Source organism: Kosakonia oryzae (assembly GCF_001658025.2).
GTDB classification, from domain to species: Bacteria; Pseudomonadota; Gammaproteobacteria; order Enterobacterales; family Enterobacteriaceae; genus Kosakonia; species Kosakonia oryzae.
Genome location: NZ_CP014007.2, coordinates 2897796 through 2914096, shown reverse-complemented (window position 1 = coordinate 2914096; position 16301 = coordinate 2897796). Strand labels below are relative to the sequence as shown.

The following is a 16301-nucleotide window of genomic DNA, read 5'->3' as shown; positions in this document are numbered from 1 at the left end:
GAAGACGGGCGCGGTGTGCGCCCGTTGCAATTACTGAATTTGGCGACCGGTACGACGATCGAGGCAGCGCTGGGTATTGGGTTCCCAGTACGCGTTAAAGTTGCTGCTTTTCTGGCAGTTGTCCTGAGCGTCAAACGCCACGTCGGCTTTGTCCCACTCTTTTTCGACGCGTTTATTCACTTTATGACGCAGCGTACGGGTGTCATTCCATTGCTCTTTTTCCATCGCCGCAGATTGACGAGTTTGTGCGTTGTCGCCCGATTCGATAATCAGACGGTTGGTTTCTGCCATTGCGGAGGTGGTGTACACGATGGCACCCAGCGTCAGCATTGCGGTCAGGCACAGGCGTTTGCTAAGTGTAGTTGTCATTGCGATATCCTTAAATTGAGGGAGAAACGGGTAGCCCACATCTCTCTATTCTATGCGATCTCAGCCTGCCAGCATACCGGGGCGGCGCTCACTCTCAGAACATTATCGGGTATGATGGTTCAACCAATCCTGAATAATAGTGCCAGAAATGCTCAAAACGACGCTGCTTTTTTTTGCTACCGCGCTGTGTGAAATCCTGGGTTGCTTCCTGCCGTGGCTGTGGTTAAAACGCGGCGCGACGCCGCTTCTGCTGGTGCCTGCGGCGCTGGCGTTGGCGCTGTTTGTCTGGCTGTTAACGTTGCATCCGGCGGCCAGCGGCCGAGTTTATGCGGCTTACGGTGGTGTGTATGTTTGCACGGCGCTTATCTGGCTGCGTGTGGTGGATGGCGTGAAGCTAAGTCTTTATGACTGGCTGGGTGCCGTTGTGGCAATGTGCGGTATGTTAATCATTGTCGCTGGATGGGGGCGTGCTTAGTTTATTCGTTAATATTCTGTGATCGTCTGCGTGTTTTTTGATCGTTATACTTGTATGGTAGTTGCCTGATTGCGTAAGTTTTCCGCATCACATTAGGTTGATGCAAGGAAACCCGCATGAAAATCACTGGCGCTGATGTCTTTGTTACCTGCCCGGGGCGCAACTTTGTCACGTTAAAAATCACCACCGAAGAGGGGATCGTCGGCCTTGGCGACGCCACGTTGAATGGCCGCGAACTCTCCGTTGCTTCCTACCTGAAAGATCATTTGTGCCCGCAACTTATTGGCCGCGACGCGCAACGCATTGAAGATATCTGGCAGTTTTTCTACAAAGGCGCTTACTGGCGGCGCGGTCCGGTGACCATGTCGGCTATCTCCGCCATCGATATGGCGCTGTGGGACATTAAAGCCAAAGCCGCCAATATGCCGCTCTACCAGTTGCTTGGTGGCGCTTCCCGTGAAGGAGTGATGGTTTATTGCCACACCACCGGCCACACCATTGATGAGGTGCTGGAAGATTACGCGCGGCATAAGGAGATGGGGTTTAAAGCCATCCGCGTGCAGTGCGGCGTGCCGGGAATGAAAACCACCTACGGCATGGCAAAAGGCAAAGGCCAGGCGTATGAACCGGCCACCAAAGGCCGATGGCCGGAAGAGCAACTCTGGTCGACGGAAAAATACCTCGATTTCACACCGAAACTGTTTGACGCCGTGCGCAGCCAATTCGGTTTCAACGAACATCTGCTGCATGACATGCACCACCGCCTGACGCCAATTGAAGCCGCGCGTTTCGGCAAAAGCATCGAACCTTTTCGCCTGTTCTGGATGGAAGATCCCACCCCGGCTGAAAACCAGGCGTGCTTCCGCTTGATCCGCCAACACACCGTCACACCGATTGCCGTCGGCGAAGTGTTCAACAGTATCTGGGATTGCAAGCAACTGATTGAAGAACAGTTGATCGACTATATCCGCGCCACGATCACTCATGCCGGTGGCATTACGGGTATGCGGCGCATTGCGGATTTTGCCTCGCTTTATCAGGTACGTACCGGCTCGCACGGCCCGTCAGATCTTTCGCCGATTTGCCATGCGGCAGCCCTCCATTTTGATCTGTGGGTGCCCAACTTTGGCGTGCAGGAATATATGGGTTACTCCGAACAGATGCTGGAGGTTTTCCCGCACAGTTGGCGCTTTGATCAAGGCTATATGCACCCCGGCGATCAACCTGGTCTGGGCATCGGCTTTGACGAAAAACGGGCGGCGAAATACCCCTACGATCCCGCGTATCTGCCGGTTGCGCGGCTGGAAGATGGCACGTTGTGGAACTGGTAACAGAGGAAAGCAAAATGAAAAGTGTGGTGATTGAACAACCCAACCAATTGACGCTCGCTGAACGCCCTTTGCCGCAACCCGCCGCCGGTGAGGTGCGCGTTAAGGTCAAACTCGCCGGGATCTGCGGCTCCGACAGCCATATCTATCGCGGACACAATCCGTTCGCCAAATATCCGCGCGTCATCGGCCACGAATTCTACGGTCTGATCGATGCCGTCGGTGAAGGTGTGTCGGCGGAAAGGATAGGCGAACGCGTGGTGGTTGACCCGGTGATCAGCTGCGGTCATTGCTATCCGTGCTCCGTTGGCAAACCGAACGTCTGCAACGAACTGGTGGTACTGGGTGTGCATCGCGACGGCGGTTTTAGCGAATACGCCACTGTTCCGGCACGTAACGCCTGGGCCGTTCCGGCGGCAATCCCGGATGAGAATGCGGTAATGATCGAGCCGTTTACCATCGCGGCTAACGTCACAGGCCAGGTGAAACCAGCGGAGAAAGACATTGCGCTGATTTATGGTGCCGGGCCGATGGGATTAACCACGCTGCAGGCGCTGAAAAATGTCTACAACGTGCAACAGGTGATTGTTGCCGATCGTATCGAAGAGCGTCTGGTAATGGCGCAGCGCAATGGCGCGGACTGGGTGATTAACAACAGCCAGCAGCCGTTGGCGGAAACGCTGGCAGAGAAGGGCATTAAACCGACGCTGATCGTTGATGCGGCGTGTCAGCCATCCATTCTACAGGAGGCGATTACGCTGGCCTCTCCGGCCGCGCGTATTGTGATCATGGGATTTTCCAGCGAACCCAGCCAGATAATCCAGCAGGGCATCACGGGTAAAGAGCTGTCTATTTTCTCTTCGCGTCTTAACGCGGGCAAATTCCCGGTGGTGATCGACTGGCTGGCTCGCGCCTTGATCGATCCAACGAAGTTAGTGACGCATAAATTTGACTATCAACATGTCACCGATGCGATTGAACTGTTTGAAAAAGATCAGCGGCACTGCTGTAAGGTCTTATTAACGTTCAATTAATTACAACGAAAAATGCGGTTGAGCGGTACGCATACTTCTTTTTCGAGATAGCCATTATGACGCAAGTTAACACTGAAAGAACGACCTCTGATCTGGTGAAAGCCGCCGTTTCCGGCTGGCTGGGTACTGCGCTTGAGTTTATGGATTTCCAGCTTTATTCGCTGGGCGCGGCGCTGGTTTTTCATGAGATCTTCTTCCCGGAGCAATCGGCGGCGATGGCGCTGATCCTCGCAATGGGAACCTACGGAGCGGGTTATGTGGCGCGCATTATCGGCGCGTTTATCTTCGGTAAAATGGGCGATCGCATAGGCCGCAAAAAAGTGTTGTTCATCACCATCACGATGATGGGCATTTGTACCACCTTGATTGGCGTATTACCGACCTATGCGCAGATCGGCATTTTTGCGCCGGTACTGCTGGTAACACTGCGTATTATTCAGGGCCTTGGCGCAGGCGCAGAAATATCCGGTGCCGGAACCATGCTGGCGGAATATGCGCCGAAAGGGAAACGCGGCATTATCTCTTCGCTGGTTGCGATGGGCACCAACTGCGGCACCCTGAGCGCAACGGCGATCTGGGCGGTGATGTTCTTCGCGTTGGATCGCGAAGCGCTGCTCGCCTGGGGCTGGCGGGTGCCGTTTATCGCCAGCGTAGTGGTGATGATTTTCGCCATCTGGCTGCGTTTGAACCTGAAAGAGAGCCCGGTTTTCGAGAAGGTACACGAAGGCGCGTGCACACCGAAAAACCAAAGTGCGGAAATGGGGCTCGGCGCGATGTTCAGCAGCAAAACTTTCTGGCTGGCGACCGGTTTGCGCTTTGGTCAGGCCGGTAACTCCGGGTTAATCCAGACCTTCCTCGCGGGTTATCTGGTACAAACCCTGCTGTTTGAAAAACGCATCCCGACCGATGCGCTGATGATCAGTTCGATTGTTGGCTTTCTTACCATTCCGTTCCTGGGCTGGCTGTCCGACAAAGTGGGGCGTCGTTTACCCTATATCTGCCTCTGTATTTCGGCGATCATTCTCGCGTACCCGATGATGGCGATCATCGTCGATAAGAGCTACAACCCCGGCGTGATTATGCTGTCGATTATCGTCATTCATAACGTTGCCGTGCTCGGGTTATTCGCGCTGGAAAACATCACCATGGCGGAGATGTTTGGTTCGCGTAATCGCTTCACGCGGATGGCTATTTCGAAAGAGGCGGGCGGGTTGGTGGCCGTCGGATTCGGGCCAGTACTGGCGGGGATCTTCTGCAATATGACTGGCTCCTGGTGGCCGATAGTCGTCATGCTGGTGGCTTACTCGCTGATTGGTTTGCTCTCCGCCGTGCTGATGCCGGAAGTGCGCGACCGCGATTTGAATATTCTGCAAGACGCGGCTGAACCGCGTGCGGCGGCCCAGCCGGTGGGCAACCGTAACTATATCTGAACCCCTGTGATCGCCGGAACAGTTCGCTAAGCCAGGGCTAAGCTAAAGGGATTTTGACACATTTGGTTACCATTCTAGTTAGTGTAGTCCGCAAATGCTGTCGTAAATCAACGTCTGATTTGCGACAGCCCGTAATCTATTGAACCACTGTTTCACTTAATAAGATGAGTCCCACCATGGAAAACAGGCTATTAAAGGCGAAAGCCACGTTACCTACTTACGATCGTAACAAACTGGTTCCACGCATTGTACATTTGGGGTTTGGCGCTTTTCACCGCGCTCACCAGTCGGTGTATGCGGATATTCTGGCCGCAGAGCACGGCAGCGACTGGGGTTATTGCGAGGTCAATCTGATCGGCGGTGAGCAGCAAATTGCTGACCTGAAACAGCAGGATAATCTGTACACCGTGGCGGAAATGTCTGCCGACGCGTGGACCGCGCGGGTAGTTGGCGTGGTGAAACGCGCGCTGCACGCGCAGGTTGATGGCCTGGAAACCGTACTGGCCGCCATGTGCGAGCCGCAGGTGGCGATTGTCTCACTGACCATCACCGAAAAAGGGTATTGCCACTCGCCGGCGACCGGCAAACTGATGCTCGATCATCCGTTAATCGTTGGCGACCTGCAAAACCCGCAGCAGCCGAAATCTGCAGTTGGCGTGGTGGTGGAAGCGCTGGCGCGTCGTAAAGCGGCAGGGCTGGCGGCATTCAGCGTGATGTCCTGCGATAACATGCCGGAAAATGGCCACGTTACCCGTAATGTGGTGTGCGCTTATGCCCGTGCAGTGAATGAGGAACTGGCAGACTGGATTGACGCCAACGTGACGTTCCCGTCAACCATGGTGGACCGTATTGTTCCGGCAGTAACGGCGGAAACGCTGGATAAAATCGAACAGCTTACCGGCGTGCGCGATCCGGCAGGCGTGGCCTGTGAACCGTTCCGCCAGTGGGTGATTGAAGATAACTTTGTTGCGGGTCGTCCGGCATGGGAAAAAGCGGGCGCCGAACTGGTTGCCGACGTCGTGCCGTTCGAAGAGATGAAATTGCGCATGCTGAACGGCAGCCACTCCTTCCTCGCTTATCTGGGCTACCTGGCCGGTTATCAGCACATCAACGAATGTATGGACGACGATAACTATCGCCGCGCGGCGCACGCGCTGATGCTGAAAGAGCAGGCACCGACGCTGAAAGTGAAGGGCGTTGACCTTGCGCGTTACGCCGATCTGCTGATTGCGCGTTACAGCAACACTGCACTGCGTCACCGTACCTGGCAGATCGCAATGGACGGCAGCCAGAAATTACCGCAGCGTATGCTCGATTCCGTACGCTGGCACTTAGCGCATCAGGATTCCTTTGCGCTGCTGGCGCTGGGCGTGGCGGGCTGGATGCGCTACGTCGGCGGTGTTGATGAACAAGGTCAAGCGATCGAAGTGTGCGATCCGCTGCTGACGGTGATTCAGGGTGCGGTTAACGCAAGCGCGGAAGGTGAAGCGCGTGTTCAGGCACTGTTGGGCATCGAAGCGATTTTTGGCAACGAACTGCCGAAAGAAGCGGCCTTTGTGGCGCAGGTACAGAACGCGTATCGTTCACTGCTGGAGAAAGGGGCGAAAGCGACAGTGGCAGAATACGCCGCAGCGCTGTAAATCATCGAAAGAATGCCGCCCCGGCGGCATTCTTTTTTGCCGTTATGCGGCCATTTTCACCATTTAGTGCAGACCAAGCCGAATCAGTTCAACCGGTTCGAATTTACCTTCACAACCTTCCACTTCTACCGTTTTGCTGCGACGCAGTTGCGCGGCGTCCAGCCCGGCTGCGTGAATCGCAATAATTTTGCCGGTACGGCCCGTACCATTAATCATTACGCGGCTGCCAGTGGTAATCGCATTACGGTTACGATCATAAGTCACCATGGTGGTTTCTCCTTATTGATATCCAAAAAACGAAACGGGGCAGAAGATGTCCCCGCTACGGACGCCTTATAAATACGCTCCTGAGATAACGAGTTTTTGTTTTTGATCAACATCACACTTTTTTGCAGAAAAAATTTTTGGCATTACGCGATGACAACCGCCTTAAATCAATCTGCTATAGGTAAAAACCTCGCGTTTATTTCCCTGATCCCCTTTTGCTTCATCAATGATAAAAAGCTTTTAAGATTTTCCTGATTACTACCTGCCGCGCGATAACGCGTACACTCTGTAACGATATGTTAGTGACTGTTTCGGATTTTTTATTCTTTTTAGCGCGGTAGAATCCTGCGTCGGGTTTCTTTTGAATAAAAAAGAGGGCGAATGTTTTAAATAAAAACGGAGCGACAGGGGCGTGCAGGAAGCCTGGTTTTGTCGGCATGTGATAAATGCCGATAGATTAATTTGCCGCTGGCTATTCGGTGCTGAATTTTCTGCCAGTAACAACAGAATAAAGATATATCTGGAATTATCACCAGTTGAAATTATTCCATTAATGTCGGCTGTTCATTAACGAACAGGCGAGGCACATGAACGCCTTTTATAATGTGGTTTTATTTTAACTCATTGATGTAAATAACAATTTTAATGGCGATGAGATGTCTTATCGCTTCATTTTAATGGTGTTATAACGATACGGGATGGGGATGACATAATGAAAAGTGAACTCATCAGACAACAGGTGAGAAATCATCTTAAGTCGCTTAAACGCACAATTACGCATCTGCGGAAGAAATGGAAATATCGTCACAGCGGGGATGCGGACGTCTACTGGATTTCCCTCGGAGAAAATTGCCTGCCGGACGATATTCTCCGTCGGCACAACAGAAAATCGTTCAGCTCTATTTTTTCCTCCGGGCGTTCTAATATAGAATATATTCTTCAGATGGAAAAAGATAATTACCAGAATTTACTCGACAAAACGTATTTGCAGCATTTCCCCGATGGCGACCATTCTGTTGTGCGCTCCACCTATTATAAGGATTGCGTGGGCCAGTACAGCGAAAGACATATGCTGGGATTTGAATTTACGCATCACGATCCCCTCGGCATTTCCGCCGATAAGCAGACATTCAAACGGCGCATTGAGCGTCAGCTCGCCTGGCGAGGAAATAAAAATTTTGTCTTCCTTTACCATCACCGCGTCACGGCGAATTCCGATCTTGCTCTACTAAGAGAGCATCTGAATGAGCTGCTGTCGTTGTACAACGCGAAAGGTTGCGAGTGTGAAGTTGTGCTTTTCTATCAGAATATTGTCCCGCAGGAGACACAGAAGCGGATCGATTTCACACCGCATCACTCCGGCTTACTGGAGTTCGCCTGTCATACCCATGAGATCTGGGGTGGAGAGGATCAGGATACATTCTGGGCGCGAAAAGACGATCGCCTGTTTGTCGAAATGTTTGACACCGTAGACCGGTACAATCTGAGCAAAGGCGAAACTCGCCCGGCACCGACGCCCGTCGCGACAGACACCGGAATGCCGGTTTAGCCGCTGACGCGAGATCTATCCAGAGGCGGTGAGCTGCTGTGATGGTGGTTCACCGCCAATGTCTGTGGCCGGCGAGGAGGTTAATCCTCGCTGAACCAGTCGCGATTTTCCTGGCGAATGGTTTTTACTGATTCACTGATCTCCTGCAAGTGCAGGCTCATGGCGTGGTCGACTGCGTCAGGGTCACGTTTTTCCAGCGCGGAAAAGATATCCATATGCTGGCGCAGTAGCATTTCCGGCGGCGAAACGTGGTCAAGACTCATATAGCGTACGCGGTCGATGGTGGCTTTGATGTTTTCGATGGTGTCCCACGCCAGCTGGCAATCGGCGATCAGCGCCAGCTTCTGGTGGAAATTGTCGTCCAGCTCGAAGAAATCATTCAGTTGCTTGCGCTCAATGGCGGTGCGCTGTTGATTGAGGTTTTGCTCAAGCTGGTAGCAGGCGCTGTCATCAATCAGCGCAGCTGCGCGGCGGGCGACGGCGCATTCGATCGCCTGGCGCACGAAACAGCCATTACGCACCTGCGTCATGGAAATTTTGTTAACGTAACTGCCGCGCTGCGGGCGGATCTGAATCAGGCCATTTTCCGCCAGCTTAATAAAGGCTTCACGCACCGGCTGACGCGAAACGTCGAAACGCACCGACACCTCTTTTTCCGACAACGGCGTACCCGGTGGGATCAGGCAATGCACAATATCCCGCCGTAGAATGCGGTAAATTTGTTGATTTACGGGCTGTGTAGGGTTGAGTTGCGTTTCAGCGGCCATTCGCTCTTACTTTTTAAAGGGTTAACCCGGCTACCATACCATTTATTTACGTTACATCCCATACCCGGCCCGCAGGCCGGGTGGGAAAGTTAACCCTGACGGTGAACGCTTAAGCCCGCATACGTCTGGCTTACCGGCATCATCTCAAGGGTGTTGATGTTGACATGCTTCGGCAGCGTCGCCACCCACCAGACCGCTTCAGTGACATCTTCCGGCGTCAGCGCAGTGGTATTCTCGTAGGTTTTTCCAGCTTTGGCGTCATCGCCTTTAAAGCGCACGTTCGAAAACTCCGTACCGCCGACCAGCCCCGGCTCAATATTGGTCACGCGTACCGCCGTACCGCTCAGATCGGTACGCAGGTTAAGGCTGAACTGGCGGACAAACGCTTTGCTCGCGCCGTAGACGTTGCCGCCCGCGTACGGCCAGCTTCCCGCCGTTGAACCGATATTGATGATATGGCCGCGATTACGCTCCACCATGCCCGGCAGCACCGCGCGCGTCATGTAAACCAGACCTTTGTTGTTGGTGTCGATCATCGTTTCCCAGTCATCGACGCTGGCTTTATGCGCAGGCTCAAGCCCCAGCGCCAGGCCAGCATTGTTGACCAGCACATCAATGTCGCGCCACTGTGCTGGCAAGGAAGCCATCAACTCGTCAATTGCCGCACGGTTGCGAACATCGAGCTGCGCGATGTAGAGGTTATCCCCCAGCTCATCTTTCAGCTCCTGTAAACGTTCCTGGCGACGACCGGTGGCGATCACTTTGTGGCCGTTCTGAATAAAACGGCGTGTGATACCTTCGCCAAAACCTGCCGTTGCCCCGGTAACCAGAATAATCATCTCACTGTTCCTCAACGCTTTTTGTGGTGTGAACTCTAGCATGACCGCATGTTTGCGGTAACACAAGTTATCCCGACTTACAGTGTGGCAAAAAACGCGCGCTTGTGCGGCGGCAGAGAGAGAAATGATTGCGATGCGCGCAGCGGATGCCTACTCTGAAAAGATTCACCGTGTTCAGGAGCGAAACATGTCGGTTACCAATCCCTTTTTCTCTGCAAGTCCGCTGCCGTATCAGGCACCGCCGTTTGATGTGATTACTGATGAACACTATCGCCCGGCATTTGACGAAGGTGTGCGGCAAAAGCGTGCGGAGATCGCCGCCATCACGGCGAACCCGGCTGCCGCCGATTTTGACAATACGCTGCTGGCGCTGGAGCAGAGCGGCCACCTGCTGAATCAGGTGACCAGCGTCTTTTTCGCCATGACCTCCGCGCATACCAATGATTTTTTACAGCAGCTCGATGAGGCGTTTTCCACCGAGCTGGCGGAACTGGCGAACGATATTTACCTTGATGATGCGTTGTTTGCCCGCGTGGAAAGCGTATGGTGTCAGCGTGAAGCGCTGGGGCTGGATGCAGAATCGCTGCGCCTTGTCGAAACGACGTACCAGAAGTTTGTTCTCGCAGGCGCGATGCTGAGCGCAGAAGATAAAACAACGCTGAAAGCGCTGAATACTGAAGCGGCGGGGCTGACCAGCCAGTTTAACCAGCGTTTGCTGGCCGCAGATAAAGCGGGTGGACTGGTGGTGGATTATGTCCATCAACTCGACGGCTTAAGTGCCGAAGAGATCGCCTCGGCCGCCGAGGCGGCGAAGGCAAAAGGGCTGGAAAACCGCTGGCTGCTCACGCTGCTTAATACCACCCAGCAACCGGCGCTGGCCGCGCTGCGCGATCGCCAGACCCGTGAAAATCTGTTTACCGCTGGCTGGCTGCGCACCCAGCGAGGGGATGCCAATGATACCCGTGCGATTGTGCTGCGTCTGGTGCAGCTTCGCGCGCAGCAGGCGAAACTGCTTGGCTTTAACGATTTCGCCAGCTGGAAAATCGCCGATCAGATGGCCGGTACGCCGCAGGCTGCGCTGACATTTATGCGCGATATCGCGCCTGCCGCCCGTGCACGCGCCGAGCGGGAGCTGGCTGACATTCAGCAGATGATTGACACCCAGCAGGGCGGCTTTACCGCGCAGGCCTGGGACTGGGCGTTCTATGCCGAGCAGGTTCGTCTGGCGAAATATGCGCTGGATGAATCACAAATCAAACCCTATTTCGCGCTGAACTCTGTGCTCACCGATGGCGTGTTCTGGGCGGCGAGCGAGCTGTTTGGCATTCGTTTCAGCGAGCGTTTTGATATTCCGGTTTATCATCCCGACGTGCGCGTGTGGGAGATTTTCGATGCTGACGGCCACGGTCTGGCGCTGTTTTACGGCGATTACTACGCTCGCGACTCAAAAAGCGGCGGCGCGTGGATGGGCAATTTTGTTGAACAATCGACGCTGAACGGCACGCAGCCGGTGATCTATAACGTCTGTAACTACCAGAAACCGGCCGCCGGGCAGGCGGCACTGCTGTCGTGGGATGAAGTGATTACGCTGTTCCATGAGTTCGGTCACACGCTGCATGGGCTGTTTGCCAGCCAGCGTTACGCCACGCTTTCCGGCACCAATACCCCGCGCGATTTTGTTGAATTCCCTTCGCAAATCAATGAGCACTGGGCCAGCCAGCCGCAGGTTTTCGCGCACTACGCCCGCCATCATCAGAGCGGCGAGCCGATGCCGGAGGCGCTGCGCGAGAAAATGCTGCAAGCCACCCAGTTCAATAAAGGCTACGACATGACGGAACTGCTGAGCGCGGCGCTGCTCGACATGAACTGGCATGCGCTGGCCGCTGGCGCCGGGGTGAATGATGTCGATGCGTTTGAGCGTGACGCTATTCGCAAGGAGCAGCTCGATCTGGCGGCCGTACCGCCGCGCTACCGCAGCAGCTATTTTGCGCATATTTTTGGAGGCGGTTATGCCGCTGGCTATTACGCCTATTTATGGACACAAATGCTGGCCGATGACGGCTATCAGTGGTTTGTGGAGCAGGGCGGTTTAACCCGTGAAAATGGGCAACGATTCCGCGAAGCCATCTTGTCGCGCGGCAACAGCAGCGATCTCGGTGAACTGTATCGGCAATGGCGCGGCCACGATCCGCAGATTGAGCCGATGCTGAAAAATCGCGGGTTAAGTGATTAATTACGGGCGGAAATGCTTTAAAAAGTTACATAACCCGCAGGGTTATTGACCTGTTTCCGCGTGAGAAATACCGTAACAGATGGTGATGAATCCCCCTGCGCGGAGGGGCAACCAGTCAAACCTTTTTGGGATATCGCGGGATTCGTGGGCTGGCGCGAACTCACCGGGAGGCACCCGGCATCACCGTAAACTCCTCAGCCAGAGGCCTGTATCATCGGGCCTCTGGCTTTTTATTTTCCTCTCTCTACCGCGTTCATTGCCGCTTTTTGCCCACTGAGTTGTTAAAGTGTGGGCTATCTCACATTTACTACCGTGGTGTTATGTCGTTCATTAAGCCAAATTAAAGGACCTGATTTGAACGTTAACATTCTGTGGCATAACCCAGGCATTCAGACAATGACTGTGCTAATGTCGAATGCAATTTGAGCAACTGAGGTAACCGACATGACCAAAAATGTAGTGGTAATACGCGCCGGTGGTAAGGTTGAAAACGTGACCGTGGAAGACAATGCAAAATCGGTCACGTTCAAAAATGAGCAGAGCTCGTTTCTCGAAATCCCGATTGAACCCTGGGAACTGGATGGCGAAACCTTCCTGGTTGCCCGTTTCTCCGATCTGGTGAGCCAACAGGAAACCGAACAGGCCATCCGGAAATTTTATTAATTAACGACCGCCTGAGGGCGGTTTTTTTATGCCATGTCGCCGCCAGAATTGAACGTTAGCGTTTTGTGCAAATAGCAGAAAATAAAATGCGGATAGTTTGTGCAGTTAGCTGAATTATCTCGCAGTATGGAAAATATAAAAATCAAAAGGGCCTCAACGAGGCCCATTTACATTACAGGTTTTGGCCAGCGTCTGCGGCGCGGCGTGGATATACAGGTTTTGGCCGTCAGTCGTGTTCCACATACTGAGCAAACTGCGCCATGTGGCTGTTGCCGCTCCTGGCAGAATGTGGTGAATAAAAACTTTTGGCTGCTGCAAACCGGGCACTGAAATTTGAGATTGGGAATAACCCCTCCGGCCTGTGAAGTGGTGATTCGACGTTAACATATTCTTATTGCGCTGAAAGATATATCTTCAATAATTTCAATAGCAAAACGTTTCGCTGGCGCTTTTTTTATCGCCAGTTCAGCTTTGTTTAACCTTCATTGAGGCAGTAACTGCTAGGGTAATCAGCACGGCGTTTACCCATCCCGTTGAGTGAACGTGCAGAATAATACAAAACTATCCATGCAAGCATTGACCGCCGATACGGCGGTTTTTTTTGCGGCATAACGAAAAAAGGCCCCTCACGCATTTACGCAAGGGGCCTTCCCGGTGGGGGATTATCGCTGTTCATCAGTCGTCCCATTTGTGGCTAAAATAAGCAGCAAGGAATCCGGAAAAAAGAATCACTCCCAGTACTGCCATAAAGACATGCATATTTGCCATCATTTTAAACCTCCATCTAATTAACCAACTTGCCTCTCTTACCTTAATTATTTAGCCGCGATGGAGAGATAATAACCTGGTGAACCTCAATAAAGCCTGAATGGCGCGCGTTATTTCGCCGCTTCGGCAAACTTCTTGCGGTACATCGCCGGAGACATGCCATATTGCTGATGAAAATGGTGGCGCAGCGACGCGGCATTACCAAATCCGGCCTGCCCGGCGACCAGATCAATCCCCATGCGTGTTTGTTCGAGCAGCGTCTGAGCGCGCTGCAACCGCGCCTGTAAAATCCAGCGCGCTGGCGTGGTGCCTGTCGTTTCCTGAAAGCGGCGTAAAAAGGTGCGCGGGCTCATGCCCACCCGCTGCGCCAGTGACGCCACGGTATGACTTTCCGCAAGTTGCTGGTGGAGGAAATCGAACAACTGCCCCAACTGGCGGCTCTCGCGCGTGCGGGCGACCGGGCGGATAAGCTGCTGCGTCTGCGAACCATCGCGGTGTGGCTGAACCACCAGCCGCCGGGCGACCATGTTTGCCGCGTCAAGGCCAAAATCCTCACGGACCACATGCAGACAAAGATCGATCCCCGCCGCGCTGCCCGCGGAGGTCATCACGTTCCCTTCGTCGTAATAGAGCGCATCCTCCAGCACCACAATGGCCGGATAGCGCTCGCGCAGGCCGTCGGTATAACGCCAGTGGGTGGTGGCTTTGCGCCCGTTTAACAGGCCCGCCGCAGCCAGCACAAACACCCCGGAACAGATGGAGATAATGCGGCAACCCCGCTGCCAGGCTTGCTGGAGCGCCGTGCATAAATCAGCCGGAACAGGCGACTCTGCGCCGCGCCAGCCGGGCACGACAATGGTCTGCGCGTCGGCCAGCAGCTCCAGCCCGCCTTCGGCCGTTACGCGAATACCGCCGGTTGCCCGCAGTTCTCCGGCATCCACTGCCGCCACGGCGAAGTGATACCAGTTATCGCCCATTTCCGGGCGCGGCAGACCGAAGATCTCCACCGCGACGCCAAACTCAAAGGTACACAGCCCATCATAGGCGAGGGCAACGACGCGATGCGCTGCAGGGGGATGTCGTAAAGTTGTCATTATCCTGGTGTTATCTGGCATAGAACGGTGCAGTGAAGTTGTCCTGTTTTGGTTAGATTACTGTTAACACAAACAAGGAGAAAGCACGATGAGCTACGTTACTGATTTTCCCGTCGCATCCCCTGAACAAGCCACCAGCCACTTTCTGCGCCGCCTGAGCGTTGAAACAGATTGCGCCGATGTGCATGACGCTATCGCCCATGACGACAGAGATTTTGTCCTGCTGCATGTGGTTGGCAGCCCGGAGACATTCGCTCGTCGTCACGTTCCTGGCGCAGTGCATCTGCCGCACAGCATGATGACGGCCGATCGCATGGCGGCCTGGCCGTCGGATACATTGTTTGTGGTCTACTGCGCCGGACCGCACTGCAACGGCGCCGATCGCGCGGCGCTGAAACTGGCGCGGCTGGGGCTGCCGGTCAAAATCATGATTGGTGGCATCACTGGCTGGGAAGATGAAGGTTATGCCTTCGCCAGCGGCCAGCGCGAAGCGGATGTCTAATCGCTTTTTTCATCTTGATGATGCCATCATGAAACTTTCTCATGCATGGTGAAATTTTCTCTGTTGCTGCGCTCTGCCCGGTGTGACATTTTGTTTGGACATTTAGCCATCCAGAAGGCTAAAACATTCAAATTATGAATTATCACGCCGGGTAATCATCTGCTCCGGCGTTCGAGGAGAATAACCATGCAGCGACATCAGGCCCCTTTCCGCGCAGACGTAGTCGGCAGCTTCTTGCGACCGGATGCCATCAAAAATGCCCGCCAGCAGTATGCGCAGGGCGAGATCACCGCACAGCAGCTGCGCAGTGTCGAAGATGAGGCCATCCGTCATGTCGTTGAACAGCAGTGCGCCTGCGGTCTGCATGTGGTGACGGACGGGGAGTTTCGTCGCGCCTGGTGGCACTTTGATTTCTTCGACGGCCTGGAAGGGGTTGAGCGTTACGATTCGGAGAAAGGCATTCAGTTTAACGGCGTGCAAACCAAAGCCCACGGCGTACGCGTCACCGGTAAACTGCGTTTTGGCGATCACCCAATGCTGAATGATTTCCGCTATCTGAAAAGCATCAGCGGCAACGCACAGCCGAAGATGACCATCCCCAGCCCGAGCGTGCTGCACTTCCGCGGCGGGCGTAAAGATATTGATGCGACCGTCTATCCGCAGCTGGATGCCTATTTTGACGATCTGGCGACCACCTGGCGCGATGCCATCCACGCCTTCTATGCCGCCGGCTGTCGCTATCTGCAACTGGATGACACCGTCTGGGCCTATCTCTGCTCTGACGATCAGCGTCGCCAGATCCGCGAACGCGGTGACGATCCGGATGAACTGGCGCACATTTATGCCCGCGTACTCAATAAAGCGCTGGAAGGTAAGCCGGAAGATCTGACCATCGGGTTGCATGTCTGCCGCGGCAATTTCCGTTCGACCTGGATTTCCGAAGGCGGCTACGAGCCGGTGGCAGAAGTGCTGTTTGGCAGCGTCAATGTCGATGCCTTCTTCCTTGAATATGACAACGATCGTTCCGGTGATTTTGCACCGCTGCGCTTTGTTCGTCCGGGTAAACAGCAGGTAGTGCTGGGGTTGATTACTACCAAAAACGGCGAGCTGGAAAACCCGGAAGGCGTGAAAGCGCGTATCGCGGAAGCGGCAAAATATGTGGATATCAACCAGATTTGCCTCAGCCCGCAGTGCGGTTTTGCCTCCACCGAAGAGGGCAACTCGTTAACGCCGGAGCAGCAGTGGGACAAAGTGCGTCTGGTGACTAATATCGCCGCACAAGTGTGGTGAGTCGGTAAACCGCTGTGAGTGCCTGATGGCGCGGCCGCCATCAGGCACGGATA

The 16301-nt window shown here is 54.2% G+C and carries 16 protein-coding genes; 10 read left to right on the top strand and 6 right to left on the bottom strand.

What is annotated here, in order from left to right; translation table 11 throughout:
- Window positions 1-30: 30 nt before the first annotated feature.
- Complete coding sequence (locus tag AWR26_RS13860) at window positions 31-369, bottom strand: DUF1283 family protein (RefSeq protein ID WP_043953649.1); 339 nt, start codon at window positions 367-369, stop codon at window positions 31-33.
- Window positions 370-517: 148 nt separating this feature from the next.
- On the opposite strand from AWR26_RS13860, the gene AWR26_RS13855 reads away from it, so the two are divergent.
- From AWR26_RS13855 to AWR26_RS13835, 5 genes are all read left to right on the top strand, one after another.
- Entirely contained in the window at window positions 518-844 is a 327-nt protein-coding gene (locus AWR26_RS13855) for a YnfA family protein (protein WP_043953648.1), read from the top strand.
- Between the two features lie 116 nt (window positions 845-960).
- Window positions 961-2175 (top strand): D-mannonate dehydratase ManD, encoded by a 1215-nt coding sequence (gene manD / locus AWR26_RS13850; protein WP_064566668.1) that lies wholly within the window; start codon window positions 961-963, stop codon window positions 2173-2175.
- A gap of 14 nt (window positions 2176-2189) precedes the next feature.
- Window positions 2190-3206, top strand: coding sequence for a Zn-dependent oxidoreductase (locus tag AWR26_RS13845; protein WP_064566665.1), 1017 nt, complete (start codon window positions 2190-2192; stop codon window positions 3204-3206).
- Between the two features lie 56 nt (window positions 3207-3262).
- Window positions 3263-4636, top strand: a complete 1374-nt coding sequence (locus tag AWR26_RS13840) for an MFS transporter (protein WP_064566662.1) — start codon at window positions 3263-3265, stop codon at window positions 4634-4636.
- A 176-nt stretch (window positions 4637-4812) separates the two neighbouring features.
- Window positions 4813-6276, top strand: coding sequence for a mannitol dehydrogenase family protein (locus tag AWR26_RS13835; RefSeq protein WP_064566659.1), 1464 nt, complete (start codon window positions 4813-4815; stop codon window positions 6274-6276).
- Between the two features lie 63 nt (window positions 6277-6339).
- Here the strand turns inward: AWR26_RS13835 and ydfZ are convergent, their stop codons facing one another.
- Window positions 6340-6543, bottom strand: a complete 204-nt coding sequence (gene ydfZ / locus AWR26_RS13830; protein ID WP_007374899.1) for a putative selenium delivery protein YdfZ — start codon at window positions 6541-6543, stop codon at window positions 6340-6342.
- Window positions 6544-7255: 712 nt separating this feature from the next.
- On the opposite strand from ydfZ, the gene AWR26_RS13825 reads away from it, so the two are divergent.
- Window positions 7256-8092 carry a DUF1796 family putative cysteine peptidase gene (locus tag AWR26_RS13825; protein ID WP_064566657.1) on the top strand — a complete coding sequence of 279 codons (837 nt, stop codon included), beginning with the start codon at window positions 7256-7258 and terminating at the stop codon, window positions 8090-8092.
- An 80-nt stretch (window positions 8093-8172) separates the two neighbouring features.
- Here the strand turns inward: AWR26_RS13825 and AWR26_RS13820 are convergent, their stop codons facing one another.
- Both AWR26_RS13820 and ydfG read right to left on the bottom strand, forming a co-directional pair.
- Complete coding sequence (locus AWR26_RS13820; RefSeq protein WP_064566654.1) at window positions 8173-8859, bottom strand: GntR family transcriptional regulator; 687 nt, start codon at window positions 8857-8859, stop codon at window positions 8173-8175.
- Between the two features lie 89 nt (window positions 8860-8948).
- Entirely contained in the window at window positions 8949-9698 is a 750-nt protein-coding gene (ydfG, locus tag AWR26_RS13815; protein WP_007374903.1) for a bifunctional NADP-dependent 3-hydroxy acid dehydrogenase/3-hydroxypropionate dehydrogenase YdfG, read from the bottom strand.
- Between the two features lie 187 nt (window positions 9699-9885).
- On the opposite strand from ydfG, the gene dcp reads away from it, so the two are divergent.
- Window positions 9886-11931 (top strand): peptidyl-dipeptidase Dcp, encoded by a 2046-nt coding sequence (gene dcp, locus AWR26_RS13810; RefSeq protein ID WP_064566651.1) that lies wholly within the window; start codon window positions 9886-9888, stop codon window positions 11929-11931.
- A gap of 444 nt (window positions 11932-12375) precedes the next feature.
- On the top strand, window positions 12376-12594 hold the full coding sequence (locus tag AWR26_RS13805) for a hypothetical protein (RefSeq protein ID WP_007374905.1): 219 nt from the start codon (window positions 12376-12378) through the stop codon (window positions 12592-12594).
- A gap of 675 nt (window positions 12595-13269) precedes the next feature.
- On the opposite strand, the gene mgtS is transcribed toward AWR26_RS13805, so the two are convergent.
- Both mgtS and ftrA read right to left on the bottom strand, forming a co-directional pair.
- Window positions 13270-13365 carry a protein MgtS gene (mgtS, locus tag AWR26_RS13800; protein ID WP_035885781.1) on the bottom strand — a complete coding sequence of 32 codons (96 nt, stop codon included), beginning with the start codon at window positions 13363-13365 and terminating at the stop codon, window positions 13270-13272.
- Between the two features lie 107 nt (window positions 13366-13472).
- Window positions 13473-14477, bottom strand: a complete 1005-nt coding sequence (gene ftrA, locus AWR26_RS13795) for a transcriptional regulator FtrA (RefSeq protein WP_064566648.1) — start codon at window positions 14475-14477, stop codon at window positions 13473-13475.
- Window positions 14478-14544: 67 nt separating this feature from the next.
- Here ftrA and AWR26_RS13790 point away from each other — a divergent pair, with 67 nt between their 5' ends.
- Complete coding sequence (locus AWR26_RS13790; protein WP_064566645.1) at window positions 14545-14958, top strand: rhodanese-like domain-containing protein; 414 nt, start codon at window positions 14545-14547, stop codon at window positions 14956-14958.
- A gap of 186 nt (window positions 14959-15144) precedes the next feature.
- Window positions 15145-16248 (top strand): cobalamin-independent methionine synthase II family protein, encoded by a 1104-nt coding sequence (locus AWR26_RS13785; RefSeq protein ID WP_064566642.1) that lies wholly within the window; start codon window positions 15145-15147, stop codon window positions 16246-16248.
- The last annotated feature ends 53 nt before the right edge of the window (window positions 16249-16301 follow it).